Origin of the sequence: Cloacibacterium sp. (assembly GCF_047601505.1) — a bacterium.
In the GTDB taxonomy this organism is placed as follows: Bacteria; Bacteroidota; Bacteroidia; order Flavobacteriales; family Weeksellaceae; genus Cloacibacterium.
On sequence record NZ_JASGJD010000001.1, the window covers coordinates 1,007,040 to 1,030,310 of the forward strand.

The following is a 23,271-nucleotide window of genomic DNA, read 5'->3' on the forward strand; positions in this document are numbered from 1 at the left end:
GAAAAGTTCTACTATTTTTCTTTCATTATTTTATTGTAGTATTTCATACCAAACCATACAATGATTGAAAGTATTACTACTTGAGCAATATAATATCTGTCTATAATAATTTTATGATGAGCAGAAATATAATATTCTTTTAGTGTTTTTAGTGTAAATATTATGCAGAAATATTTAAAATATTCTGTAAAATAGTTCTCTGCTTTTTTTATAATTATTTTAATCATTTTATTGCAGATTTTAATTTCTGTGAAAAGATAAAACTTATTTTCTAAACTCTTACAGCATCAGGAACAAAAAGTTCATATTCTCCGCCGTTGGAGATAATTTCTCTCACAATACTGCTGCTGATAAAAGATTTTCCGGATGAGGTAAGTAAGAACACCGTTTCTAATTTTCTTTTTGCTAAAGTTCTGTTAGTGTGGGCGATAGCTTTCTCGAACTCGAAATCTGCTGGATTTCTTAAGCCTCTCAGTATAAATTGCGCCCCAACTTTTTTGCAATAATCTATTGTTAATCCTTCGAAAGAATCTACTTCTACATTAGAAAAGTGAGCAACAGATTTTTCTATAAATTCTATTTTCTTATCCAAAGGAAACATATACTTTTTTTGAGAATTTTGCCCAATAGCAATAATTAATTTATCAAAAAGAGGCACCGCTCTTTCAATAATATCAAGATGTCCTAAAGTTATTGGGTCAAAAGATCCAGGGAAAACAGCTATTTTCATAGGAATTTCAGATTTTGGATTTCAGATTTTAAATTTCTAAAAAATTATCATTTAAAATTTGAAATTTTTCATTTATAATTATTTGTTAAGAGCTTTCTCAACCTCATTTCCGCAAAGGTCTTTAATGGAAATTCCGTAAATTTTTGCTTGTTGAGGTAAAATAGAAGCTGGAGAAAATCCAGGATTGGTGTTCATTTCAAGCATATAAGGAATTCCGTCCATAATGATGTATTCGCTTCTAGAAAAACCGCTCATTCCTAGAGAATTATAGGCGTATTTTGCGATTTTTTCTACTTTTTCTCTGGTTTCATCATCTAGCCTTGCAGGCGTTATCTCTTGCGAAGCTCCTTCATATTTTGCTTCGTAATCGAAAAATTCTTTTTCCGGAACAATTTCTGTAATTCCTAGAACTATTGTTTCGCCTTTATAATCTAAAACGCCAACAGAAACTTCCATGCCGTCTAAAAAGCTTTCAATTAAAATTTCGTCATCTTCTTTGTAAGCAAATTCTATTGCAGCTGCTAATTCAGACGCATCTTTTACTTTAGAAATTCCAAGAGAAGAACCGCTTTGATTGGGTTTTACAAACAAAGGCAATTTTAATTCTTCTATAATTTTTTCTTCGTTTATGGCGTCACCTTTTTTTAGGTAAAAACTTTTTGCAGAAGGAATTCCGTATTTTGAAAGTACCGCTAAAGTATCTTTTTTGTTGAAAGTAAGGGCACTTTGGTAAAAATTACAACCTGTATATTTTTGTCCTACAGCATCCCAATACGCTTGCAGAATGCCATTTTCGCCAGGAGTTCCGTGAATGGTGTTGAAACAAGCGTCAAATTTTAAAATTTCTCCATTTTTTAGATTTACAGAAAAATCAGCTTTATTGAGTTCAATTTTTTCTTCGTTTTCGTCTAAAAAATACCAGCCTTCTTTTAGAATTACAATTTTGTAAACATTGTACAAATCTCGGTCTAGAGAGTCGTAAATTAATTGTCCACTTTTTAGAGAAACCTTGTATTCATCAGAGAAACCGCCCATTACAACGGCTACATTTTTCTTGCTCATAAATTTTAAAATCTAATTAGGGCAAAGTTAGCTATTTTTAAGCTTCTACCAATACAAATTGATGTTTAGTTCTTGTAAAATTGGTATAAAATTGGCTTCTGAAGAAAAGAGATGTAATGGACTTTATTTAAAATGGATGACTATTAAAATTTAAAGTTCATAATTTTATATTTATATTTGCGTTTATATTTCGTACAAAAATAATTTATATGTTTCGATCTTTTTTCCATTGGAAAGTTTTTGCGAACTTATTATTGGCAATTGCAGTATTTATAGGTCTTGTATGGCTTACTTTTCGTTGGCTAGAGTTTCACACCAATCACGGAGACGAAATTCCTGTGCCTAATGTTGTTAATATGACAGTGCAACAAGCAATAGAAGTTTTAGACGACCAAGGTTTAGAATATGAAGTTGATAGTTTTAAATTCGATCCTAAATTTAGACCATATCAAGTTTTACAAATTTTCCCTTCACCAGGTTCTAGAGTGAAAGACGGAAGAACAATCGTTTTGAAAGTAAATCCTAAAACGTACGCTCCTGTTACCATTCCAGATATTATAGATGGTTATAAAGGTTTGGCATTTAGGAAGTTAGAGCGTTTAGAATTGAAGGTTGGTGATACCATTTATGAGCCAAATATTCAAAAAGATGCGGTAATTAGAATGATGTATAACGGAGCTGTTATAAAACCGGGAGCAAAAGTTCCTATGTTTTCTACCATAGATTTAGTAATTGGAACGGGACCAAAAAGGAACGTTACGATCCCTAATTTAGTTGGGATGACGGTGGCGCAAGCCAAAGTGGTAATCGCTCAAAATTTATTTGAAGTAGGACTTGTAGATCATCAAGATGGCGGAAAAGATAATAATGATATTGTCTATTACCAAGATCCTGCAATGGGTTCGGTGCGAGATCAAGGGATGCAGATAGACCTTTGGGCAAGTAAAAAAACTCCTGCTGAAATGCAGAGCAAAATTAGAGAGTTAGACGAAATGTATAGGCCAAAAATAGAAATTTCGTCTCCTCCGGTTGAAGATTTTTCAGAGCCAACAGAAGAGCCTGCAACGCCTGCTCCTGCTCCTCAGAAACAACCCGCAGTAAAAGTAGAAGAAAAAACTGTAGCTAAAAAAACTACTGAAACTAAGCCTACAGAAGTAAAACCTGTAGAGAAAAAACCTGCAAAAAAAGTAATTGTAGAGTAATTTTATAAAATCATAAAAAATTACAAAACTTTGTCAAAGTTTATTTTGGCAAAGTTTTTTTTAAATAGAATGAACGAAAAAGAAGATTTTTTAGAAGAAGACGATTTGTTATTAGAAGACGAAAATTCTAATGATGAGGAAAATTCTGGGCTTTTCGAACATCTTAATATCACTGTAGATAAAAAGCAAGAACCTCTAAGAATTGATAAATTTTTATTGATTTATCGTCAGAATTCTTCTAGAAATAAAATATCTCAAACCTGTAGAGCAGGAAACGTAATTGTAAACGGAAATCCTGTAAAACAAAACTACAGAGTAAAACCTGGCGACGAAATTTCAGTTTTATTAACTCATCCGCCACGCGAAAACGTAATTATTCCAGAAGATATTCCTATTAATATTGTCTATGAAGACGATGATGTTTTGGTAGTGGATAAAGAAGCAGGAATGGTGGTACATCCTGGTTTTGGGAATTGGCAAGGAACTTTGGTTAATGCAGTTGCTTTTCATTTTCAAAAAAACGGAGTTAAATCAGATTTAGACAGAGTAGGTCTCGTTCATAGAATTGATAAAGATACTTCAGGACTTTTGGTAATTGCTAAAACCGAATATGCGCTAAGTTATTTAGCAAAACAATTTTTTGATAGAAAAACCAAACGTTTGTATTGGGCTTTTGTTTGGGGAAATTTAGCAGATGACGAAGGCACAATTCGAGGACACATCGGCAGACATCAAAAAAACAGAATGCAAATGGCTGTTTACGAAGACGGAAGTCAAGGGAAACATGCTGTTACTCATTATAAAGTTTTAGAAAGATTTAAATACATGACTTGGATTGAGTGCAAACTAGAAACAGGCAGAACTCACCAAATTAGAGCGCATTTCAGACATATTGGGCATACGCTTTTTAATGATAAAAGATACGAAGGACATCAGATTTTACGTGGTATAAATCTTCCGAAATATAAACAATTTGTAAAAAATGTATTTGAAGTTTTGCCAAGACATGCTTTGCACGCTCATACATTAGGATTTATACACCCTACTACAAAAAAAGAAATGTATTTCGAGTCTCCAATGCCAAAAGATATGCAAGAAGCGGTAGAAAAATGGAGAAACTATTTACAAAATTCTTAAATTTGTTTCACCATGAAAGTTTTTAATTAAATTTGACGATTAGAAAATCACAATTATGAAAAAGAAGATATTATCACTTATTATTGCTGCAATTTCAGGATTTGCAATGGCACAGGAAACCATTCCTATGTATCAGCAGTATTTATTTGATAGTGAATTTCTTTTTAACCCAGCTTTTTTTGGAAATACTGACGATTTCGTTTTCAGAGCAACTTATCAAAAACAATTTTCTAAGTTCGACGAATCTCCTAATGTTCAATCTATTGGGATGCACGCCAATGTTTTTGATAGAGTAGGAGCGGGAGCTTATTTTTTTAGAGACCAAAACGGACCAATTTCGGCTAATGGAATTGCTGTAGGAGCTTCTTATTTTGTTCCTTTGAGCGATGAAGAAAGAAAAGACCAGTTTTCATTCGGTACTGCGGTTAATTTTTACAACGAAAGTTTTGATGTTTCTAAAGTAAATGCAACAGACCCGAACGACCCGCTTTTATACGAAAGCAACAACAGTATTTTTATAGCTTATGCTAACATCGGTTTGCAAGCCACTTATAAAGGTGCTTTTGCAAGTGTTTCTATTGCAGATATTCCTCTTAGTAATAACACACCTATCGTAAACGGAATAGAACCTTCGCCTACAAGATATTATTTTAATGGAGGTTATGATATTAATTTGGTAGATGGTTTAATTATTCAGCCATCTTTTATGCTGAATTTGAACACCAATTCTTCTCGTCTTTTTGATGTGAATTTATTGGCTAAATTATACAGCGAAAACAATTATTTTGCAGCCGGAATTAGTTATAGAACGGCAAACAGTGCTTACGGAAAAGAACAATTAAGCATTTCTCCTCTTCTTAAATTCAAGACCAATTGGCTTACGATTGGTGCTACTTATAATTTAGGACTTTCGGATATTCAACAATATGGAGGCAATTCTTTTATGGTAAGTGTAGGTTTCGATGTTCCTAATTTTATCAATTCCAGAGGCTTTAGATACCGATAATATTGCTTGATGCTTGATGCAGGAAGCTGGATGTTACAAAATTTTATCAAAATGAGTTTTAAATTTGAAAAATTGACAATTTGGCAAGACTCTATGAACTATGGAGAAAAAATATTTAATACGTCTTCTATTTTTCCAAAAGAAGAAACATTTAATTTAACAAGTCAAATTAGACGAGCTTCTGATTCAATAGCCCTTAATATATCTGAAGGAAGTATTTTACAAAGTAATTCTGAATTTAAAAAGTTTCTTGGATATTCGGTTCGTTCATTGGCAGAAGTGGTAACTTGTCTGTATAAGGCAAAACACAGAAATTACATTGATGAAAATCTTTTCAAAGAATTTTATGACGAGTCATATAAATTAATGAATTCTATTATTGCATTCAGAAATAAGCTTATTTAACTTCCATCACCCATCATCATACATCCTACAAAATTGCTTTACCTTCACATTCCTTTTTGCAAACAAAAATGCAGCTACTGCAACTTTCATTTTTCAACTTCTTTGAAGTTGAAAGAAGAGATGATTTTGGCAATAAAAAAAGAAATTTTTCTAAGAAAAGATGAGTTAGAAAACAAAACGCTTTCGTCTTTATATTTCGGTGGTGGAACACCTTCCATACTTTCTGTTGATGAGATAAAATCTTTAATAGACGAAGTTTTAAAATATTTTGACTTTGAAAAAAACATAGAAATTACACTAGAAGCCAATCCGGACGATTTGGATAAAAATTTTCTGAAAAATTTAGCACAAACTGAAATCAACAGACTTTCCATTGGTACTCAATCTTTTTTTGAAGAAGATTTAAAATTGATGAATCGTGCTCACAATGTTTCTGAAGCCGAAAGTTCTATAAAAAGAGCTCAAGATTTTGGCTTTGAAAATTTGAGTATCGATTTAATATACGGTTCGCCAACTTCCAACTTACAAATTTGGAAAGAAAATCTCCAAAAAACTATAGAATTACAAGTTCCTCATGTTTCTTCGTATGCTTTAACTATTGAGCCGAAAACAGCTCTTAATGCTTGGGTGAAGAAAAATAAAATTGCCAAACCAGAAGAATCTACACAGAATAAAGAGTTTTATTACATGTCAGATTTTTTGAAAGACAATGGCTTCATACATTACGAAATTTCCAATTTTGCGAAAAAAGATTTTGAGTCAAAACATAATTCTGCATATTGGAAATACAAAGAATATTTGGGAATTGGTCCTTCTGCACATTCGTATAACGGTAAAAATAAACGCAGTTGGAATGTTGCCAATAATACGAAATACATCAAAGATTTAGCAGAAAATAAACTTCCAAAAGAAACTGAAATTCTATCCGAAAAAGACCAATACAACGAAATGTTGATGATTGGTTTGCGCACGATTTGGGGAGTTGATTTAGAAAAAATGAACGAAAAATTTTCTGATGAAATTTTAGAAACATTTAATAAAGATGTTCATGCAAAAATAGAAGAAGGAATTTTAATTATTGAAAAAAATCACCTTAAAATCCCCGAAAAACATTGGTTTTTGGCAGACGGTATTGCTTCAGATTTGTTTATTGTATAGAAAAAGATAGAAAATTAAAATTGAAAGTTATAAAATACATCTTTAAAATAAACTTCCAGCTTCCAGCTTCTGACTTCCAGCAAAAATTAGTATTTTTGCAAAAATTTCAAGCCTTTGAAACCAAAATTCACTCACCTTTCTGCTTCTCAACCCATAGGTATTTTTGATTCTGGAGTTGGCGGACTTACCGTTGCTAAAGAGATTAAAAGATTAATGCCTCACGAAGATTTTATCTATTTCGGAGATACGGTTCATTTGCCTTATGGCGAAAAATCTAGAGAAGCAATTGTAGGTTATGCCGAAAAAATCACTCAATTTCTGTTAGATAATAATTGTAAAGCGGTGGTAATTGCCTGTAATTCGGCAACAGCGAATGCTTTGCAAGAAGTGAAAGAATTGGTTGCAGGAAGAGTTCCTGTGATAGACGTGATAAATCCTGTTGCAGAAAAAGTAGCTTTCGAAATTCATCAAAATATTGGTGTAATAGCAACTAAAGCTACCGTAAACTCTGGACTTTATAGAAAATCTATCAGAAAACTGAATAAATTTATTAATGTTTCAGAATTGGCAACTCCGTTGTTGGTTCCAGCAATTGAGGAAGGTTTTATTAATCATCCAATTACTCACGCAATTATTTATAATTATTTGAGCGATAGAAAGTTAAAGGATATTGAGACATTGATTTTAGGTTGTACACATTATCCTTTGGTGATAGATGAAATTAAAAAGTATTACGGTAGCAGAGTTCGTGTAATAGATTCTCCGAAAATTGTGGCAAGCTATTTAAGAGATATTTTGAGCAAAAATAATCTTCTTAATACACAAATTTCAGAAGGAACTACACAATTTTACTTGTCAGATTTAACTAAAAATTTCGAAAAAATTTCAAAAAAATTCTTCGGAAATAAAATTAGTTTAGAGTTGAAACTGCTTTAAATTTACGATGTGAGATTTTTGATTTACGATTTACAATTCAGAATTTTCTGAGTTGCAATTGGTTTTAAAAATAGAAAAACTCACATTTCCATATTTTCTAGTTTCCTGTAAATTAGGATGTTCTAATTTCATTTTAGATTGATGTTCCAAAACAAAAGTTCCAGTTTTTTTCAAAAATTCGTTGTTTAAAACTAAGGAAATCAGTTCGTTGTATTTTTTTTCTTCCAATTCAAAAGGAGGGTCGGCAAAAACAATATCGTATAATTTTTTAGTTCTGTTTTTCTTTAACCATTCAAAAACATCTCCTCTTTGTACATTAATTTGAAGTGCCATTTCTAGCTCAGAAGCCGTAGAATTGATAAAAGCAGCGTGTTTAGGATTCATTTCTACAGCGGTAATGTCGTTGCAATCTCTTGAGGCCAGTTCTAGAGAAATAGAACCAATTCCCGCGAAAAGGTCTAAAACAGAGCAAAATTCAACATCATAACGATTTGCCAAAATGCTGAAAAGTGCTTCTTTAGCAAAATCTGTTGTGGGTCTTACATCGAAATTTTTGGGAGCTGCAATTCTTTTTGCTTTCCATTTGCCACTTATAATTCTGTACATTTTTGTTGGGTGTTAGATGTTAGATGATGGGTATTAATCAAGTTTGCTTCTAAAAGCAATCATTGAGTTCATTAGTTTGTATGATTCTTTATAAAATTCACTGAAATTTTGTTCATCAATATAATTTCTATTTTTTGCTTTATAAAGACAAGTAACAACTTCAGCCAAGGAACGAATTGAAAAACCTAAAAATCTTTTGAATTCTAAATTACTTTGTAAAATACTTCCTTCAGAAATGTTTAGTGCAATAGAATCAGATGCTCTTCTAATTTGAGATGTTAGATTGAATGTTTCTTCTTTTGGAAAATTGATTGAAATTTTAAAAATTTTTTCACCAAAATCCATAGAATCCTGCCATATTGTTAACTTTTCAAATTTAAAACTCATAATTATGTTTCTTATTTTACTTCCAGCATCCAACATCCAGCATCCTTCAATTTAATATTCTTCACAAATTTTCTTAATTCCGAAATAAAGGTTTCATTTTCTGTGGTTTCTCCGTAAATGTAAAAGTAAGTTTCTGTGGTGCTGAAATTTATTTTACTTAAAGAAAACATAATAAAATACAAGAAATCTACTTCAGAATCTGCATCCAAATTGTTATAAAGTACTACTTTTCTGTTTTCAAAAGCGAAAAATTCTACTTGATGGTGATACAAATTAATGTGAATTTCCTTGCTATTTCTTACTTGTATAGAATTCAAAAACTTTTCTCCAGAAAAATTAAATTTTGTAGGAAGTTTCTTAGACTTTATTTTTTTGTAGAAATTTTTCGGGAAAGTATAATAAAACTGAACGCTATATTTTTTGTTTACAGAAAGCATCAGTTCTTCGTTTTCTTCGTTTACAGGTGCGTTATACGAAATCAATTTATAGCCCAATTCGTGTTCTGCAAAAGTATCTGGCGTTAAAGAAAAATGATTGAGCGCCGAAAAAACGGTTATCTCTTTATAATCGTCTTTCGATAAAATTTCGTCTAATTTTTCTTCTACCAAGTTTGGCGAAGTTTCTTCGTTTACAAAATAAGACGCTTCCTGCAACACACTTTTTCCTTTAGAAATGTGCCATTGCAAACCATCTTTTGTGAAAAGTAGAGAAAGCTTGTGCATATTTTTTTCAATAATTGCAAAGGTATTGATTTTTAAACTATTTTTGAAGGAAGTTTTTTATATATGAAGTATCTGTTTTTATTTATCGCAATTTTAGGATTTCAATTTGGTTTTTCTCAAGAAAAAAAGAAACAAATTGTAGAAGTAGCTTGTGGACAATGTCAATTTAAAATGAAGGAGAAAAAAGGTTGTGATTTGGCGGTAAGAGTTGATGGTAAAAGTTATTTTGTTGAAGGTACAAAAATTGATGACCATGGAGATGCACATGCAAAAGATGGTTTTTGTAACGCGGTGAGAAAAGCTGAAGTAATTGGAGAAGTAAAGGGCGATAAATTTGTGGTAAGTTATTTTAAACTTTTACCAGAATCTACAAAAAAGTAACTTCCACATTGCCAGAACTGTGGAAGAAAAAATCGTGGTCTTCGTATTCTATTCCTGCGAAACCTTGCAACACTTCGTGAACCATATTTTGTAAAACACCATCGCCAATTCCGTGTATAATGTTGAGCTTTTTCAAATTGTTATTTCTGCAATATTCTAGTTTTTCGATGAGTTTTTCACGTTGAATCATCAGTCTTTCCCAAGATTCAAATTCTTGAGGATTTTTAACCAAATTCTCGAAATGCAAATCTATAGATTGAGGTTTTTTTTGATTTTTTTTTGAAATTTTATTCGAGTTTTCTTTTTTAGAAATTACCGAAATATTTTCATAAATAGTAGGATTTTGAGGGACGATTTTAGATTTTTCAATTTCGTAGAGGAAACCATGTTCGTCTTCTATTTGTACCAAATTTCCTTTGAAAGCAGAAATTTTTCCTTTCAAATCATCATCAATCACCGAAACCAAATCACCTATTTTCACAATCTTTGATTGTTTTATTTTTAAAAACTAATTCCTAAATCCTTTTACCTAATTCCTAATTCCACCACTTCTAAATTTTCAATTTTCTCACCATTTATTTCGAATCTTAGCATTGTTCTCGTTTTGTGCCAGCCGTGTTTTCCCGCAGCGCCAGGATTCAGATGCAAGATTTCTAACTCTTTATCATACATTACTTTCAAAATATGAGAATGCCCCGAAATAAAAATTTGAGGTTTTTCTTCTTTTAATTTTTGTTTTACCTTTGGTGCATATTTATTGGGATAACCGCCAATGTGAATCATAAAAACTTTTACTTTTTCGCATTCAAAAATAGCAATTTCCGGAAATTCAGCTTTTATTTTGGCATCATCAATATTCCCGAAAACACCACGCAGTTTTCCTACTTTTTTGAGTTCGTCAATAACTTCTAAATTTCCAAAATCACCAGCGTGCCAAATTTCATCAGCATTTTTGGCATATTCTAGAATTCTATCGTCTATATAAGAATGCGTGTCAGAAAGTAGAAGGATTTTTTTCAAAAAAATGTATTTTTGCAGTTGAATTCCACAAAAATATAAAAATTGCGCTACTTTATCGAGTTTTCTTACAATGGTTCTTCGTTTTTTGGTTATCAAATTCAGCCAAATGATATTTCGGTTCAGGAAGAATTAGAAAAAGCACTTTCTACAATTTTGAGAACAGAAATTAAAACAACGGGAGCAGGAAGAACTGACACCGGAGTTCATGCGAAAAAAATGTTTGCTCATTTTGATTTTGATGGAGAAATTTCTGATAAATTGACCCATCAACTCAATTCTTTTCTTCCGCCAAGTATTGCGATAAAGCGAATTTTTGAGGTTGAGGAAGATTTTCATGCGAGATTTTCTGCAACTTACAGAACTTACGAGTATTATATTTCGTTAGAAAAAAATCCTTTTTCAGAAAAGTTTGCCTGGCAACATTGGAGAAAATCTTTAGATGTTGAAAAAATGAATGAAGCGTGTAAAATTCTTTTCGAATATGATGATTTTGAGAGTTTTGCGAAAATTGGCGGAGACAATAAAACCAATATTTGCAAAATCTATCGAGCAAATTGGGAACAAAACGGAAATGAACTTAAATTTACCATTTCTGCAGATAGATTTCTTCGAAATATGGTGAGAGCAATTGTAGGAACAATGGTAGAAATTGGCAGTGGAAAATTGAAACCAGAAGATTTGAGAAAAGTGATAGAATCCAAAAGCAGAAATGCTGCCGGAACTTCTGCGCCGGCTCATGCTTTGTTTTTGGTAGATGTGGGATATTAGAAAGTCGCTCTGCGACAAAGAAATAGAAATGAATAAAAAACAAACAACAGGAAATATCATTCAGCGTCTGTTTTTCATAGGAATGAAATTCAAGACTAGATTTATTTGGGCATTAATTGTGTCGGTAATTTTGGCTTCCGTATCAGTTTACAGACCAATTTTTACACAACATATTGTAGATGTAGACATTCTTAAACTGAAAACAATGGATGTTTTGGTAAAAGACATTTATTGGCTCATTTTATTGGTAATTGCAGAGACATTTTTCAATTTTTTATTGGTGTTTTTGTCCAATTATATTGCTCAAAACGTAATTAGAGATATTAGAGAAAGGCTTTATAATAAACTTATTTATTTTAAAACTTCGTTTTTTGATAAAACAGCCATCGGTAATTTGGTAACAAGAGCTGTAGGAGATGTAGAAACCATTGCAACCGTTTATACAGACGGGTTTTTGATGGTTTTTGGCGATGTTTTGAAAGTAGTTTTCGTTTTGGTAGCGATGTTTCTGGTTAATGTGCAACTCAGTTACATAGGCTTGGCAATTTTACCAATAATGTTGGTAATTACCAGATTTTTTCAGAAAAAATTAAAAAAAGCTTTTGGTGACGAAAGAGCTTGGACTTCTACCCAAAATAGTTTCGTACAAGAAAGATTGTCTGGGATGTCTCTTATTCAGGTTTTTAATAGACAGGAAGCAGAATTTAAAAAATTCGACCAAATTAATATCAGTTTGAAAGCTGCTTTGCTGAAAACGGTTTTCTATTTTTCGTTGTTTTTTCCAGTAGTAGAACTTATTTCTTCGGTTTTCATTGGTTTAATCCTTTTTATGGCTGGTTTTAATGCTTTGCAAGGTCACAATGCAACTCCGGGAGCTATTTTGGCGTTTATTCAGTATATCAATATGTTGATTCGTCCGCTTCGTCAGATTGCTGATAGATTTAACAATATACAACGAGGATTGGTAGGTGCTGAAAGGGTTTTAGGAATTATGGACGAAGACAATGCTATGCCAAATGAAGGAACTATTAAAAAAGAACATATCGAAGGGAAAATAGAATTCAGAAAAGTTCATTTTTCTTACGACGAAAAACAAGAAGTGCTAAAAGGTGTAGATTTCAAAGTGAATCCTGGCGAAACAGTAGCAATTGTAGGCGCAACAGGAGCTGGGAAATCTACAATTATTCAGTTGGTGACGAGGTTTTATGATATTAATTCTGGTAAAATTTTATTAGATGATGTAGAATTGAGAGATTATGAGCTTTTTAACTTGAGAAGTAAAATTGGTGTAGTTCTTCAAGATGTTTTTCTTTTTCATGGAAGTATTTATGAAAATCTTACGCTTGGAGAAGATATTCCGTTAGATAAAATTAAAGAAATTGCTAAAGAAATTGAAGTAGATGATTTTATCGAAAGATTACCAGGAGGTTATGATTTTGTGGTGAGCGAACGAGGAAGTAGTATTTCTCTTGGGCAAAGACAACTTTTATCTTTCTTAAGAGCCTATCTTTCTAATCCAAAAATTTTAATCTTAGACGAAGCTACTTCTTCTATCGACCCAGAAAGTGAAAAACTTATCCAAAAAGCTACTGAAAAAATTACGAAAAATAGAACTTCTATTATTATTGCACACAGACTTTCTACGATTGTAAATGCGGATAAAATTCTGGTGATGGATAATGGGAAAATAGTGGAAGAAGGCAAGCATACAGAGCTTTTAGAAAAAGATGGTTACTATGCCAATTTGTATAAAGCACAACTAAATCACGAGATTCAATAGTGTGTTTTTATCTGCTCAGAAAATTATTTATTTTAAAGAGGTTTTTATATTTAAAATCAATAAGTAATCTAAGATTATTCTTTTTTGTAGAAACCATATTTTTTTAATACTTTTGCAACTCAAAATTTTTAACAAGATGAATGTTACAAGAACCAATCATGACGAAGTAAGTGCTTTACTTACAGTAACTTTAAATAAATCTGATTACAAAGACAAAGTAGAAAAAACTTTGATTAATTATGCTAAAAATGCTACTGTACCTGGTTTTAGAAAAGGAAAAGTGCCATTGAGCATGGTTAAAAAACAATATGAAGCAGGTATTGCTTTTGAGGAGATTAACAAGCAAGTTTCTGAGGCTCTTAACAATTATGTTAATGATAACACATTAAGATTAGTAGGGCAACCAGTTCCTGTTCCAATGAACGAATTAGATTATAATGCAGAAGAACTTTCTGTAGGTTTCGAAGTTGGTTTTGAACCAGAATTTTCTATTGATTTGGCTAAGTACGAAGCTCCTCACTACAAAGTAGAGGCTTCTGAAAAAGAAATTAACAAGAGCATCGAAAATATGCAAAAAAGATTTGCAGATAAAGATCCTCAAGAAAAAATCACTAAAGATTCTTATGTAGCATTGTCTATCGCTCAGGTTGTAGAAGCTGATGCGGAAGGAGAGCACAATCATCCACCAAAACAAGTAACTGTATCTGCAGAGCAAAAAGAAGGTTTTGTTTTAGTAAAAGGTCATAAAATGGGTGATGTTATCAAATTAACAAAAACTCAATTAACAGAAAGCGAAGATTTAGCAAAAGACCTTAGCTACGATGCTCACGAATTGGGACACATTCACCACGAAGAGCTAGAAGCTACTGTAGTTGAAATTTTCAAATTAAACCTTGCAGAACTTAACCAAGAACTTTTTGACAAAGTTTATGGCGAAGGAAACATCAATTCTGAAGAAGAACTGAAAGAAAGAGTAAAAAAAGAATTAGACGAATATTTCCAACAAAATGCTGATGTTCACTTTGTGAATAAAGTTTTAGAAAACATTTCTGAGAAAGAAGAAGTACAACTTCCGGAGGCTTTCTTGGTAAAATGGTTAATGTTCTCTAATCAAAATATCGCTTCAGAAGAGCAAGCAAAAGAAATTTTAGAAGCAGAAAAAGCAATCATCAAAAATCAAATTATCGAAGGTAAATTACTAAGCGATAATGATGTGAAAATAGATTATGCTGATGTTCTTGCTCAGGCAGAAGTTTTGGTAAACAACCAATTAGCAATGTATGGTATTCACAATCTTCCTCAAGAAGAAGTGCAAAAATATGCTGTAGAAATGTTAAAACAAGAAGAACAAGTAAGACAAATTTCTCAGGAAGTAGCTATGAATAAGCTAAAAGAAGTAATTTTAGAAAAATCTAAAAAGAAAGAAACTAAAATTTCTCACGACAAATTCTTAGAAGAACTTCAAAAGTAATTTTCTAAAAATATAAATTATGAACTCTCAAATCTAATGGTTTGGGAGTTTTTTTTGTGGCAAAATATACGGTTTTGTTCGTATTGGTATTGTAAGTAATGTAGAAGATATTTGTATAATAATTTTTATAAATTAGACTTAGAAATTGTCTTTGTATGAAATTAAAATACATTTTGTTTTTTGGGTTGATATTTTTCAATGTTTTCGCTCAGAAAAAAGAAATAAAAAAAATAGATTCTCTCAACAATCTTCCCTTCGAAATAAGGCTGAAAGACGCAGCTGTTTTGGATGAAATTTATCTTAAAAATGCCGAAGAAGCAGCTAAAATTAATTATAATATTGGCGAAGCGAAATCTTACAGCAATCTAAGTTTGGTGTATTATTACCAAGGTAAATATGAAAAAGATTTAATTTTTTCGCTTAGGGCTATTCATATTTTTGAAAAAATAAATGACTTAGAAAATCTTTCTCTAGAATGGGGAGAATTGGGCTATCGAATGAAAAAACGCAATCTAGATAAAGCAATTCTCTATATGCAAAAAGCTAAATATATTGCAGAAAAAAGTAATCTTAGAAAGCCTTTGCTTAGTATTTATAATAATTATGGAGTTTTAAAAGAGATGAAAAAAGAGTATGATAGCGCTCTTTTTTATTACAACAAAGGTCTTGCGTTAAAAGAAAGGATAAAAGATAAAGTTGGAATTCCGTATAGTTTAAATAATATTGCAGGTGTTTTTGTTCTTAGGAAGCAATATGACGAAGCTGAAATAAATTATAACAAAGCTTTACAAATAAGAAAAGAAATAAAAGATACCGTAGGAATTGCTGAAAATTACTCTTATTTGGGAGATATGTATTTGTTTCAAAATGAATGTAAAAAAGCCATCAATTATTATCAAAAATCTGTAGAAATTACAGATAAATATAAGTATTTTGGGTTGTCTCAGGACTCTTACAAAAAAATTTCAGATTGTTATGAATCTTTAAATGATGATAAAAATGCTTTAATTTATTTCAAAAAACATTCTTCGCTAAAAGACAGTCTCATTAATCAAGAAACAAATGCCAAAATAGCAGAGTTAGAAATAAAATTTGATACCAATGAAAAAGAAAAGCAGCTTTTGCAAAAGCAATCTGAGGTTGAAAATTCTAGAATTAAAGTAACAGTAGCAATTATTTTTGCAATTTTAGCATCAATTATTGGTTTTTTGTTTTATAGGCAACAAAAACTTAAAAATATACAGCAACATCAAGAATTCGAATTAAAATCTACAATGGCACAAGTAGAAAATCAGAATAAATTGCAAGAGCAGCGTCTTTCTATTTCCCGAGATTTACATGATAATATTGGCGCTCAACTTACTTTTATTATTTCGTCTTTAGAAAATACAAAATTCGGAATTCCTAATTTGGATGTAGCAATAGAAAGACGATTAGAAAAAATTAGTGATTTTACCAGAAATACAATTGTGGAGCTTAGAGATACAATTTGGGCAATGAATAAAGCAGATTTTACGATGGAAGACCTCAGTTCTAGGATTTTCAATTTTGTAGAACACGCACAATCTGCCAATCATCAAATTCAATTTAATTTTAGCATTGATAAAAGTTTAGAAAATAAGAGTTTTTCTTCTGTGGTAGGTGTTAATCTTTACAGAACCATTCAAGAAGCGGTTAATAATGCCATGAAACATGCAGATGCGACTCATATTATTATTATTAATACAGAGAAATTAGCAGAAGGTTTGAGAATTGAAATAAAAGATGATGGTAAAGGTTTTGATTTGAATTCTACAGACCTTGGAAACGGTTTGTTGAATATGAATAAAAGAATTGAAGAAATTAATGGTAATTTTTCTATCAATTCTGAAATTGGAAAAGGAACTCGAATAAGAATAGAACTAGAAAATTTCTCTTGATGATAAAAATTGCAATAGTAGATGATAATCTTTTTTTACAAAAGACAGTACAAGAAAAACTTTCTTTTTTTGAAGATATTGATATTAAATCAAAATCTTTAAACGGAAAAGAATTGCTTCAAAAGTTAGAGAAAAACTCAAATTTAGATTTGATTTTGATGGATATTGAAATGCCAGAAATGGACGGCGTGAATGCAACTGCTGAAGTAAAAAAAAGATACCCACATATTAAAATTATTATGCTTACTGTTTTTGATAATGATGAGAAAATTTTTAAATCTATAAAAGCTGGTGCAGATGGTTATTTGCTAAAGGATATCAATCCTCAAGAATTATACAATTCTATTAAAGAAACGCTTTCTGGTGGTGCTGCAATGACGCCTTCCATTGCGTTGAAAACTCTAAAATTACTAAGAGAGCCTCAGGATTTTGAAACTGAGGAAGAGAAAGAGAAAATAACACTTACAGCCAGAGAAATTCAGGTTTTGGAGCAACTAAGTAAAGGCTTGAAATACGATATTATTGCAGAAAATCTTATTCTTTCTAAAGGAACGATTAGAAAACATGTAGAAAATATTTATTCTAAATTGCAGGTTCATAATAAGTTAGAAGCAATTCGTATTGCGAGAAAAAATAAATTGATTTAAAAAAATACATATCATGAAAAAGTTCATTTTTTTAATTTTATTATTATTGTTTTCTAATTCTTTTGCACAAAAGGATTCTGTACTTAAACTGAATGGAAAGCCAATTACAGCAAAATCTATAAAAAAAGTGAATTTAGATTCCATAAAAATCGGTGAAAAAATAGAACAACCAAAATTAGATTCTAATTTTGATATTGCAATTTATACGGTAAAAGAAATTTATCGTAAAAACCCTTTTGTTATGATATTTTTCTCAATCATTTTATTGATTGGTATTTTCAAATTCATTAAAAATATTTTCAAACGTAAAGAGTAATTTTCACAAATACGATTTTATCCGTATTTACTTACTTGCTTCATACTCATAATTTTACAGCATAAACTTAAAATTATGAAAAGAAACATTTTTACAACCTTTTTTCTTACAATTTTATTTTCGGGATTTTCTTCTTTTTCTTTTGCTCAAGAAGGTAATAATTCTGTGAAATTTAACTTAGGAACTTCTTTTTCTAAACAAGCGGACGAACTGGCAAAAGTGGCAATGGATGGTAAAAACATGCAACTCTCTGTAAGTGCAATGTTTGATTTTGGGAAATTTAAATGGACGAACGGTAATGGAAGTACTTCGTCTTTTAAAATGAGTAAGGTAGGATTTGGTGTACAATATAATTTTTAATTTTTTTTGATATGATTAAGAAAATTTTCATTCCAGTTTTTGTTTTGTTTTTTGCAATTTTTTTTGCTCAAATTGATAAATACAAAGCATCAGATTACTCGCTGCCAAATAATGTAAAAACCTATAATACATTTGTTTACAAATACGATGTAGAACTTGGGAAATATAAAGTAATTGAAAAACGCATCCGAATTTTTGAGAAAGGTTTGTTGAAATATGATTATGTTTTGGATAATTATTTGGATAGATTTTCTCAAATTAAACGATACGAATATAATGCCCAAAACCAATTGGTTTCAATTCAAGAAGCAGAAGATTTTGAGAAACCACAATACTATCCTTACGAAAATTTTTTCTATGAAAATGGGAAATTGTCAAAAATTTCTGAAGTTTTAGGTAACAAAAGAATTTTTACAGATTTCAGTTATGATAAAAAAGGAAGAATTCTTAAGGAAAAAAGATATCAAGATGATAAATTGGTGTTTTCAACAGTAGATTACAATTATACTTCGGATAAAAATTATACAACCCAGAAAGTGGTTTTTATCAATGATGATTCTAAAAAAATTGTAGATGCAGTTTTTGAAAATAATTTGAAAATTTCAGAAGAAATAGACGACCCTGCTGCTAAAATTTCTTACACTTATCAGTACGACAAAAACGGAAATGAAGTGATGAAAAGTGATATGACAACAAGTTTTGATAGTCATTACGTTTACGGAAAAACAGGCGCAATTCTTAAATCCAAAAAAACAGAGTATGATGATTTAGAATTTGACATTGTTAATTATTTTGAATTTTCTGAAATTACTTACGAAGATGGTTCTACAGAAGGAAGCCGAAGTTTCGATAAAGAATTTGCTAAATCTTTCAATATGAGTGTTTTGAGTTATGACGCGATAGATGATTTGAAATAATTGTATTATATTTGGAATAAACATATACCATGATGAAAAAAATAATTCGACTTTTAGTGCTTTTGTCCGTGCAATTTTCTTTTGCACAATTAGATTACGTAATCAAGTTTTCTGCAGAAAGCTGGGGCGTTACAAAAGATGTAGTGAAAATAGAAGAAGCTGTGTATTTTGCAGCTGATAATCCTAAGGCATACAGTACCGCTGTATATACATTCCAAAACGGAAAACTTCAAAATTTAGTGCATACATCATCTCAGGTAGTAGATGTCTATAAATTTGAGTATAATGCTAAAGGAAATCCATTAAAATATACAAGTACTGTAGGTGATTTTAAACCAAAATATTCTAGTTTTATTTATGATAAAAAAGGCAGGCTGACAGAGATAACGCCAGAAGAATCTAGCCATTTTCAGTATAAGTATCAGTATGATTCATCTGGAAAACTTTCGTCTGTTGAACAGTATAGCAACAATAAAATGTCTAACAAACAAGTGATAACTTCTTACAAAGATGATAAAAACTATAACTTTATTGCAGAAATGTATTCTTCTTCTGATGGGAAAAAGATAAGTGAGAGCAATAGACAATTTGTAAACGGGATGGAAGTAAAATCTAAAGATTTACTAGTTTATGGAACTGATTTGTTTGGAAGTATTCTTCTGATGAGACAAAAAGATTTTTTGCATCGCACATATGCCTTTTATTCTAGAAAAATTACATACAAAGACGGTAAAATAACAGGTTCTACAGATTATAACCCGTGTTTTACAGAAGGAATTAATACCGAAGTTTCTCAATTGCCAGAAAATATTGCTCCTAAATCTACATATAAAGTTAGATTAGGTGAAGATGGAAAATTTGTAATGGAAAATAAAGCAAATACACCATCTCCAGATTTAAGCAGAGGTTTCATTAGTCCAAATAAAACGGATTTTATTTATTTTGACCCGAATAATGGTGAAGTTGCTATCGCAGAAAATATGAAGACAAGTTTAGATTTCTCTGCAATGAGACCTTATAATACACCTTCCAAAAAATATATTTTGATAAATACTGATTACCAATTTATCATTTTTGAAAATGGTAAGCAAATAGATGTTTCTAATCTTAAAATTTCTCGGGGAATGAATAATTTAGTAGTCTCAGAAAATAATATACCTAAGTTTTACGTTCCTAATTTTGATAAATTAACTTTTTTGAAATTTTATCCGTTATATATTTTAGCGTATTAATGATTAATGAATGATGAGAAAAATAATACTCCCTTTTTTTGTTTTACTTTTTGCAGTGATGTTTTCGCAAGAAAAAATCACAACCAACGATTTTGGTTTACATCCCAATACAGAAACTGTAGTTTCTAAGCAAACATGGGCTAATGCAGATTATAATAAAGGAGTTTATATAGAAACCTTAACTTTTTACAATACTTATCTTCAAAGCAAAAAAAGCCAAGACGGAGAATATATTACTACAGATAAATATTTTTATGATATTGATAATCAATTGGTAAAGATAGAAACATTGCACGAAAATTCTGGTGAAACTGAAATGTTGAAATTCAATTATCAAAACGGTAAATTGATTACCAAAGAATTTTATTTGAATGATAAATTAATCACGAAAACGGTTTTTTCTTATGATAAAAACGGAAAATTAATTAATGAAACCGAAAAATCTTTAGAAGGAGAATTAGTTTCTGTTGCCAATTATAATAATTATGTAAATGATAATACCTTTACCAAATCTTCTGTTGATTATAAAGATAATAAATTTTTAGAAAAAAGATTAGAGAGCTATGTAAATGGTCTTCTAATACACGAAGACAACGAAATGTATAATCTTAAATCTAATGTAAAATACATTTATTCTACCAACAGAAGATTAGTGAAAGAAATTATCAATAATGATGAAATGAATGTCTATAGCTATAAATTAGACGAAAACGGGAATCCTATTAAAATTTTCAAAATGAATAATCACGACAAAGGAGATTCCATCACTATGATACAAAATACCTATTCGGATTTTAAGAATTAAATTCTTTTTGCCATTCTTCTGCAGCGTCGCAAAGCGTTTTATAGAATTCTTCTCCGTATTTTCTAATTAAAGGAGTTTTTAAGAATTTATAAACAGGTACTTGTAATTCTTTTCCTAAGGTACAAGCATCACTACAAACATCCCATTCGTGGTAATTAACGGCAGAGAAAGTTCTGTATTCTGTAATTCGGATAGGGTAGAGATGACAGGAAATGGGTTTTTGCCAATCTATTACTCCGTCTTCATACGCTTTTTCTATGCCACATTTCGTAATTCCTTTTTCATCAAAAATTACATAAGCACATTCGCCACCATTGACAAGAGTGGTTACCAAATCGCCATCAATATCTACAACATGGGTACCTTGTTCTTCTATTGCGGCAACACCTTCTGGTCTTAAATAATTTTTAATTTTCGGGAAAATTTCTTTTAAAATTTCTGTTTCGTTTTGGTCTAAAGGAGCTCCTGCATCGCCTTCTACACAGCAGATGCCTTTGCATTTTGAAAGGTTACATACAAATTCTTCAGAAAAAATATCTTCAGAAATTAATTTATCGTCTAGTTGAATCATATTCTAAATTTGTTGAAATAAACTTGCGGCTTTATACGCCAAAAGACTGAAAGTAATTACCCAAAAAGTTAATTCTTTCATCCAATATTTTTTTAAAAACCTTAATCCTCTTGCTATAATGATAATATTTGGAAGAACCAGAAGTAATAGATATTCATAAGATTTTCCCATGTATAGGAAAACAGTTATCAGTTGCGCCAAGAAAAAAAACAATAGAAAATTATACTGAAATCTACTTCTTGGGCTTTTCATATTGAAATGCGCAAAATGGTCTGAAATAGAGTACAAAACAAACAGAGCAATAGGAACTAAAATGTATAAAGGATAAAAATCTGTGCTTAATTTATCTAAGACAAGAGGTATATATCTTTCGTCAAATTCTGTATAACCACTAATGTACATAATGCCGAAATAAGTTCCGAAAACCAAAATAATCCCCAAAAAGTATCTGAAAAGATTAAGTCCAATTCTGTTGGCTGTTGATATTAAATGTACAAAAACGAATATAAACATGGGCCATGTAGTTGGCAAAAAAATGTAATTAAGTGCTAAAATAGAACCAATAATTAAAAAAGAGTTTTTTCTAACATGTTCGTTGTCACTTGCTAAGAGATAAATAACGAAAGAATTGGTAAACAAAGATATCGCAATTCCTATATCTAAACTCCCAGGATATAAAGCAAAAACAGAAATGCTGTATAAAACCAATGGTAAATGAGTATTATAATTAAGCCCTAACGCATTGAAAATAAAATATCCAAGAGCAAAACCGCAAAATGTAAGAATATCTGAAAAAACATCTAATTTATTGAAATCTAATACGTTGAAATATACAATCAATAAAAAAAGTAAAAAAATATATACGGGTATAGAAAAAATATTGGTTTCCTTAGATAGTAATTTAAACATTTTTTATATTTTTGTGCAAAGTTAATTTAAAATAAAATAAAAATGACCTCTTTTTTGTTATTCTTAAGCAGTGTATTCAAGTTTACTTTCGGGTTTTATGACTTTGCAGGTAACGTAATGAATTGGATCTTATTTTTTGTAGCTACTGGTATTTTTACATATTGGTGCTATGTTTTAGTAGCTGTTTTAGGAAATAATAAAGATAAAGATTACCATTCTCCTACAGAAGGTAAATTTCATTATTATGAGCCTGAGCTTCATACTAAAGAAGTAGAATAATTTTAAAAATTATTTCAAAATAAAAAATCCCGATATAGAAAAATATCGGGATTTGCTTTTTACATTAATTTGTTCTTTTAATCGTGGCAAGGAATTACCAAAACTGGTATTTCAGAATTTTTTGTAATCTCTTTAGTAAGACTTCCTACAAAAACATCATACATTCCGCTTCTTCCGTGGCTTCCCATTACAATGTAACTGGCATTTTTTTCTTTGGCATAATTCAAAATAATATCAGCAGAAATACCTTGTTTTAGGATGTGGTCGCAAGCAACACCTTTTGCCTCAATTCTTTTTTGAATTTCATTCAATTCTCTTAATTCTTCTGCAATTTCATTTTCTTCTATCGCTGGAAAATATTGAAATCCCATGTCGCCAATTGCAAAACCAATATCTGCAGGTGCTACATGTATAAGGCATATTTTCCCCATCACTTCTTTGGCAAAATTTACAGCTCCATCTATTAGAACATCAGTAGTATCAGAGAAATCTACTGGAAATACTATATTTTTCATGATGAGTAATTTTAGTATTACTAATTTACA

29 protein-coding genes are annotated in these 23,271 nt (G+C 30.6%); 18 read left to right on the forward strand and 11 right to left on the reverse strand.

Annotation, left to right across the window (positions count from 1 at the left end; genetic code table 11):
* Positions 1-11: 11 nt before the first annotated feature.
* The 3 genes from QM746_RS04775 to QM746_RS04785 all read right to left on the reverse strand — a co-directional run bounded on the left by QM746_RS04775 (position 12) and on the right by QM746_RS04785 (position 1,792).
* Positions 12-227 carry a hypothetical protein gene (locus tag QM746_RS04775; protein ID WP_414983166.1) on the reverse strand — a complete coding sequence of 72 codons (216 nt, stop codon included), beginning with the start codon at positions 225-227 and terminating at the stop codon, positions 12-14.
* A 44-nt stretch (positions 228-271) separates the two neighbouring features.
* Positions 272-730 (reverse strand): pantetheine-phosphate adenylyltransferase, encoded by a 459-nt coding sequence (coaD, locus tag QM746_RS04780; RefSeq protein WP_414983167.1) that lies wholly within the window; start codon positions 728-730, stop codon positions 272-274.
* 78 nt (positions 731-808) lie between these two features.
* The gene (locus QM746_RS04785) at positions 809-1,792 is read right to left on the reverse strand and encodes a D-alanine--D-alanine ligase (protein ID WP_414983168.1); all 984 of its coding nucleotides are present in this window, start codon (positions 1,790-1,792) and stop codon (positions 809-811) included.
* 209 nt (positions 1,793-2,001) lie between these two features.
* Between QM746_RS04785 and QM746_RS04790 the strand changes: the two genes are divergently transcribed.
* From QM746_RS04790 to murI, 6 genes are all read left to right on the forward strand, one after another.
* Positions 2,002-2,994 (forward strand): PASTA domain-containing protein, encoded by a 993-nt coding sequence (locus tag QM746_RS04790; protein WP_414983169.1) that lies wholly within the window; start codon positions 2,002-2,004, stop codon positions 2,992-2,994.
* 69 nt (positions 2,995-3,063) lie between these two features.
* On the forward strand, positions 3,064-4,131 hold the full coding sequence (locus tag QM746_RS04795) for an RluA family pseudouridine synthase (RefSeq protein WP_414983170.1): 1,068 nt from the start codon (positions 3,064-3,066) through the stop codon (positions 4,129-4,131).
* 55 nt (positions 4,132-4,186) lie between these two features.
* On the forward strand, positions 4,187-5,137 hold the full coding sequence (locus tag QM746_RS04800; RefSeq protein ID WP_414983171.1) for a PorP/SprF family type IX secretion system membrane protein: 951 nt from the start codon (positions 4,187-4,189) through the stop codon (positions 5,135-5,137).
* A 51-nt stretch (positions 5,138-5,188) separates the two neighbouring features.
* A complete protein-coding gene (locus QM746_RS04805) occupies positions 5,189-5,542 on the forward strand; it encodes a four helix bundle protein (protein WP_414983172.1) in 354 nt (117 codons plus the stop codon).
* A gap of 33 nt (positions 5,543-5,575) precedes the next feature.
* Positions 5,576-6,700: a radical SAM family heme chaperone HemW gene (gene hemW / locus QM746_RS04810; protein ID WP_414983173.1), complete on the forward strand. Its 1,125-nt coding sequence runs from the start codon at positions 5,576-5,578 to the stop codon at positions 6,698-6,700.
* 114 nt (positions 6,701-6,814) lie between these two features.
* Positions 6,815-7,636, forward strand: a complete 822-nt coding sequence (gene murI, locus QM746_RS04815; protein WP_414983174.1) for a glutamate racemase — start codon at positions 6,815-6,817, stop codon at positions 7,634-7,636.
* A gap of 30 nt (positions 7,637-7,666) precedes the next feature.
* Here the strand turns inward: murI and rsmD are convergent, their stop codons facing one another.
* Genes rsmD through QM746_RS04830 form a run of 3 tightly spaced genes read right to left on the reverse strand, consistent with a single transcriptional unit; the run spans position 7,667 to position 9,366 of the window.
* Complete coding sequence (gene rsmD, locus QM746_RS04820) at positions 7,667-8,242, reverse strand: 16S rRNA (guanine(966)-N(2))-methyltransferase RsmD (RefSeq protein ID WP_414983175.1); 576 nt, start codon at positions 8,240-8,242, stop codon at positions 7,667-7,669.
* Between the two features lie 33 nt (positions 8,243-8,275).
* On the reverse strand, positions 8,276-8,629 hold the full coding sequence (locus QM746_RS04825; protein ID WP_213189810.1) for a four helix bundle protein: 354 nt from the start codon (positions 8,627-8,629) through the stop codon (positions 8,276-8,278).
* A gap of 11 nt (positions 8,630-8,640) precedes the next feature.
* Positions 8,641-9,366: a DUF3822 family protein gene (locus QM746_RS04830; RefSeq protein WP_414985121.1), complete on the reverse strand. Its 726-nt coding sequence runs from the start codon at positions 9,364-9,366 to the stop codon at positions 8,641-8,643.
* A gap of 48 nt (positions 9,367-9,414) precedes the next feature.
* Here QM746_RS04830 and QM746_RS04835 point away from each other — a divergent pair, with 48 nt between their 5' ends.
* Positions 9,415-9,732 carry a DUF6370 family protein gene (locus tag QM746_RS04835; RefSeq protein WP_414983176.1) on the forward strand — a complete coding sequence of 106 codons (318 nt, stop codon included), beginning with the start codon at positions 9,415-9,417 and terminating at the stop codon, positions 9,730-9,732.
* Here QM746_RS04835 and QM746_RS04840 read toward each other — a convergent pair.
* Both QM746_RS04840 and QM746_RS04845 read right to left on the reverse strand, forming a co-directional pair.
* Positions 9,719-10,213, reverse strand: a complete 495-nt coding sequence (locus QM746_RS04840; protein ID WP_414983177.1) for a Smr/MutS family protein — start codon at positions 10,211-10,213, stop codon at positions 9,719-9,721. The two genes, QM746_RS04835 and QM746_RS04840, sit on opposite strands and share 14 nt — an antisense overlap.
* Positions 10,214-10,257: 44 nt before the next feature.
* Positions 10,258-10,752 carry a metallophosphoesterase family protein gene (locus tag QM746_RS04845; protein ID WP_414983178.1) on the reverse strand — a complete coding sequence of 165 codons (495 nt, stop codon included), beginning with the start codon at positions 10,750-10,752 and terminating at the stop codon, positions 10,258-10,260.
* A 42-nt stretch (positions 10,753-10,794) separates the two neighbouring features.
* On the opposite strand from QM746_RS04845, the gene truA reads away from it, so the two are divergent.
* The 10 genes from truA (at position 10,795) to QM746_RS04895 (ending at position 20,967) form a co-directional block, all read left to right on the forward strand.
* Complete coding sequence (truA, locus tag QM746_RS04850; protein ID WP_414983179.1) at positions 10,795-11,520, forward strand: tRNA pseudouridine(38-40) synthase TruA; 726 nt, start codon at positions 10,795-10,797, stop codon at positions 11,518-11,520.
* Positions 11,521-11,548: 28 nt separating this feature from the next.
* Positions 11,549-13,300 carry an ABC transporter ATP-binding protein gene (locus tag QM746_RS04855; RefSeq protein WP_414983180.1) on the forward strand — a complete coding sequence of 584 codons (1,752 nt, stop codon included), beginning with the start codon at positions 11,549-11,551 and terminating at the stop codon, positions 13,298-13,300.
* A gap of 136 nt (positions 13,301-13,436) precedes the next feature.
* Positions 13,437-14,771: a trigger factor gene (locus QM746_RS04860; RefSeq protein ID WP_414983181.1), complete on the forward strand. Its 1,335-nt coding sequence runs from the start codon at positions 13,437-13,439 to the stop codon at positions 14,769-14,771.
* Positions 14,772-14,926: 155 nt separating this feature from the next.
* On the forward strand, positions 14,927-16,690 hold the full coding sequence (locus QM746_RS04865; protein WP_414983182.1) for a tetratricopeptide repeat protein: 1,764 nt from the start codon (positions 14,927-14,929) through the stop codon (positions 16,688-16,690).
* Positions 16,687-17,337 carry a response regulator gene (locus tag QM746_RS04870; protein ID WP_414983183.1) on the forward strand — a complete coding sequence of 217 codons (651 nt, stop codon included), beginning with the start codon at positions 16,687-16,689 and terminating at the stop codon, positions 17,335-17,337. The genes QM746_RS04865 and QM746_RS04870 overlap by 4 nt, the downstream gene beginning before the upstream one ends.
* Before the next feature lie 13 nt (positions 17,338-17,350).
* Positions 17,351-17,653 carry a hypothetical protein gene (locus QM746_RS04875; protein ID WP_414983184.1) on the forward strand — a complete coding sequence of 101 codons (303 nt, stop codon included), beginning with the start codon at positions 17,351-17,353 and terminating at the stop codon, positions 17,651-17,653.
* A 75-nt stretch (positions 17,654-17,728) separates the two neighbouring features.
* Complete coding sequence (locus QM746_RS04880; protein WP_414983185.1) at positions 17,729-18,013, forward strand: hypothetical protein; 285 nt, start codon at positions 17,729-17,731, stop codon at positions 18,011-18,013.
* A gap of 11 nt (positions 18,014-18,024) precedes the next feature.
* The gene (locus tag QM746_RS04885) at positions 18,025-18,930 is read left to right on the forward strand and encodes a hypothetical protein (protein ID WP_414983186.1); all 906 of its coding nucleotides are present in this window, start codon (positions 18,025-18,027) and stop codon (positions 18,928-18,930) included.
* Positions 18,931-18,959: 29 nt separating this feature from the next.
* Positions 18,960-20,162 carry a hypothetical protein gene (locus QM746_RS04890; protein WP_414983187.1) on the forward strand — a complete coding sequence of 401 codons (1,203 nt, stop codon included), beginning with the start codon at positions 18,960-18,962 and terminating at the stop codon, positions 20,160-20,162.
* Between the two features lie 13 nt (positions 20,163-20,175).
* A complete protein-coding gene (locus QM746_RS04895; protein WP_414983188.1) occupies positions 20,176-20,967 on the forward strand; it encodes a hypothetical protein in 792 nt (263 codons plus the stop codon).
* Here the strand turns inward: QM746_RS04895 and QM746_RS04900 are convergent.
* Both QM746_RS04900 and QM746_RS04905 read right to left on the reverse strand, forming a co-directional pair.
* The gene (locus tag QM746_RS04900) at positions 20,957-21,538 is read right to left on the reverse strand and encodes a DUF3109 family protein (RefSeq protein WP_414983189.1); all 582 of its coding nucleotides are present in this window, start codon (positions 21,536-21,538) and stop codon (positions 20,957-20,959) included. The two genes, QM746_RS04895 and QM746_RS04900, sit on opposite strands and share 11 nt — an antisense overlap.
* 3 nt (positions 21,539-21,541) lie before the next feature.
* Positions 21,542-22,447, reverse strand: a complete 906-nt coding sequence (locus QM746_RS04905; protein ID WP_414983190.1) for a DUF6427 family protein — start codon at positions 22,445-22,447, stop codon at positions 21,542-21,544.
* A gap of 42 nt (positions 22,448-22,489) precedes the next feature.
* On the opposite strand from QM746_RS04905, the gene QM746_RS04910 reads away from it, so the two are divergent.
* Positions 22,490-22,726 (forward strand): hypothetical protein, encoded by a 237-nt coding sequence (locus tag QM746_RS04910; RefSeq protein WP_374363866.1) that lies wholly within the window; start codon positions 22,490-22,492, stop codon positions 22,724-22,726.
* Between the two features lie 77 nt (positions 22,727-22,803).
* Here the strand turns inward: QM746_RS04910 and QM746_RS04915 are convergent, their stop codons facing one another.
* Positions 22,804-23,241: a universal stress protein gene (locus QM746_RS04915; RefSeq protein WP_414983191.1), complete on the reverse strand. Its 438-nt coding sequence runs from the start codon at positions 23,239-23,241 to the stop codon at positions 22,804-22,806.
* Between the last annotated feature and the right edge of the window lie 30 nt (positions 23,242-23,271).

Excerpts from the sequence above, each read along its gene's own strand:
- QM746_RS04775 (WP_414983166.1), bottom strand. The coding sequence starts at position 227 with ATGATTAAAATAATTATAAAAAAAGCAGAGAACTATTTTACAGAATAT.
- coaD (WP_414983167.1), bottom strand. The coding sequence starts at position 730 with ATGAAAATAGCTGTTTTCCCTGGATCTTTTGACCCAATAACTTTAGGA.
- QM746_RS04785 (WP_414983168.1), bottom strand. The coding sequence starts at position 1,792 with ATGAGCAAGAAAAATGTAGCCGTTGTAATGGGCGGTTTCTCTGATGAA.
- QM746_RS04790 (WP_414983169.1), top strand. The coding sequence starts at position 2,002 with ATGTTTCGATCTTTTTTCCATTGGAAAGTTTTTGCGAACTTATTATTG.
- QM746_RS04795 (WP_414983170.1), top strand. The coding sequence starts at position 3,064 with ATGAACGAAAAAGAAGATTTTTTAGAAGAAGACGATTTGTTATTAGAA.
- QM746_RS04800 (WP_414983171.1), top strand. The coding sequence starts at position 4,187 with ATGAAAAAGAAGATATTATCACTTATTATTGCTGCAATTTCAGGATTT.
- QM746_RS04805 (WP_414983172.1), top strand. The coding sequence starts at position 5,189 with ATGAGTTTTAAATTTGAAAAATTGACAATTTGGCAAGACTCTATGAAC.
- rsmD (WP_414983175.1), bottom strand. The coding sequence starts at position 8,242 with ATGTACAGAATTATAAGTGGCAAATGGAAAGCAAAAAGAATTGCAGCT.
- QM746_RS04825 (WP_213189810.1), bottom strand. The coding sequence starts at position 8,629 with ATGAGTTTTAAATTTGAAAAGTTAACAATATGGCAGGATTCTATGGAT.
- QM746_RS04835 (WP_414983176.1), top strand. The coding sequence starts at position 9,415 with ATGAAGTATCTGTTTTTATTTATCGCAATTTTAGGATTTCAATTTGGT.
- QM746_RS04855 (WP_414983180.1), top strand. The coding sequence starts at position 11,549 with ATGAATAAAAAACAAACAACAGGAAATATCATTCAGCGTCTGTTTTTC.
- QM746_RS04860 (WP_414983181.1), top strand. The coding sequence starts at position 13,437 with ATGAATGTTACAAGAACCAATCATGACGAAGTAAGTGCTTTACTTACA.
- QM746_RS04865 (WP_414983182.1), top strand. The coding sequence starts at position 14,927 with ATGAAATTAAAATACATTTTGTTTTTTGGGTTGATATTTTTCAATGTT.
- QM746_RS04875 (WP_414983184.1), top strand. The coding sequence starts at position 17,351 with ATGAAAAAGTTCATTTTTTTAATTTTATTATTATTGTTTTCTAATTCT.
- QM746_RS04880 (WP_414983185.1), top strand. The coding sequence starts at position 17,729 with ATGAAAAGAAACATTTTTACAACCTTTTTTCTTACAATTTTATTTTCG.
- QM746_RS04885 (WP_414983186.1), top strand. The coding sequence starts at position 18,025 with ATGATTAAGAAAATTTTCATTCCAGTTTTTGTTTTGTTTTTTGCAATT.
- QM746_RS04890 (WP_414983187.1), top strand. The coding sequence starts at position 18,960 with ATGATGAAAAAAATAATTCGACTTTTAGTGCTTTTGTCCGTGCAATTT.
- QM746_RS04895 (WP_414983188.1), top strand. The coding sequence starts at position 20,176 with ATGAGAAAAATAATACTCCCTTTTTTTGTTTTACTTTTTGCAGTGATG.
- QM746_RS04900 (WP_414983189.1), bottom strand. The coding sequence starts at position 21,538 with ATGATTCAACTAGACGATAAATTAATTTCTGAAGATATTTTTTCTGAA.
- QM746_RS04905 (WP_414983190.1), bottom strand. The coding sequence starts at position 22,447 with ATGTTTAAATTACTATCTAAGGAAACCAATATTTTTTCTATACCCGTA.
- QM746_RS04910 (WP_374363866.1), top strand. The coding sequence starts at position 22,490 with ATGACCTCTTTTTTGTTATTCTTAAGCAGTGTATTCAAGTTTACTTTC.
- QM746_RS04915 (WP_414983191.1), bottom strand. The coding sequence starts at position 23,241 with ATGAAAAATATAGTATTTCCAGTAGATTTCTCTGATACTACTGATGTT.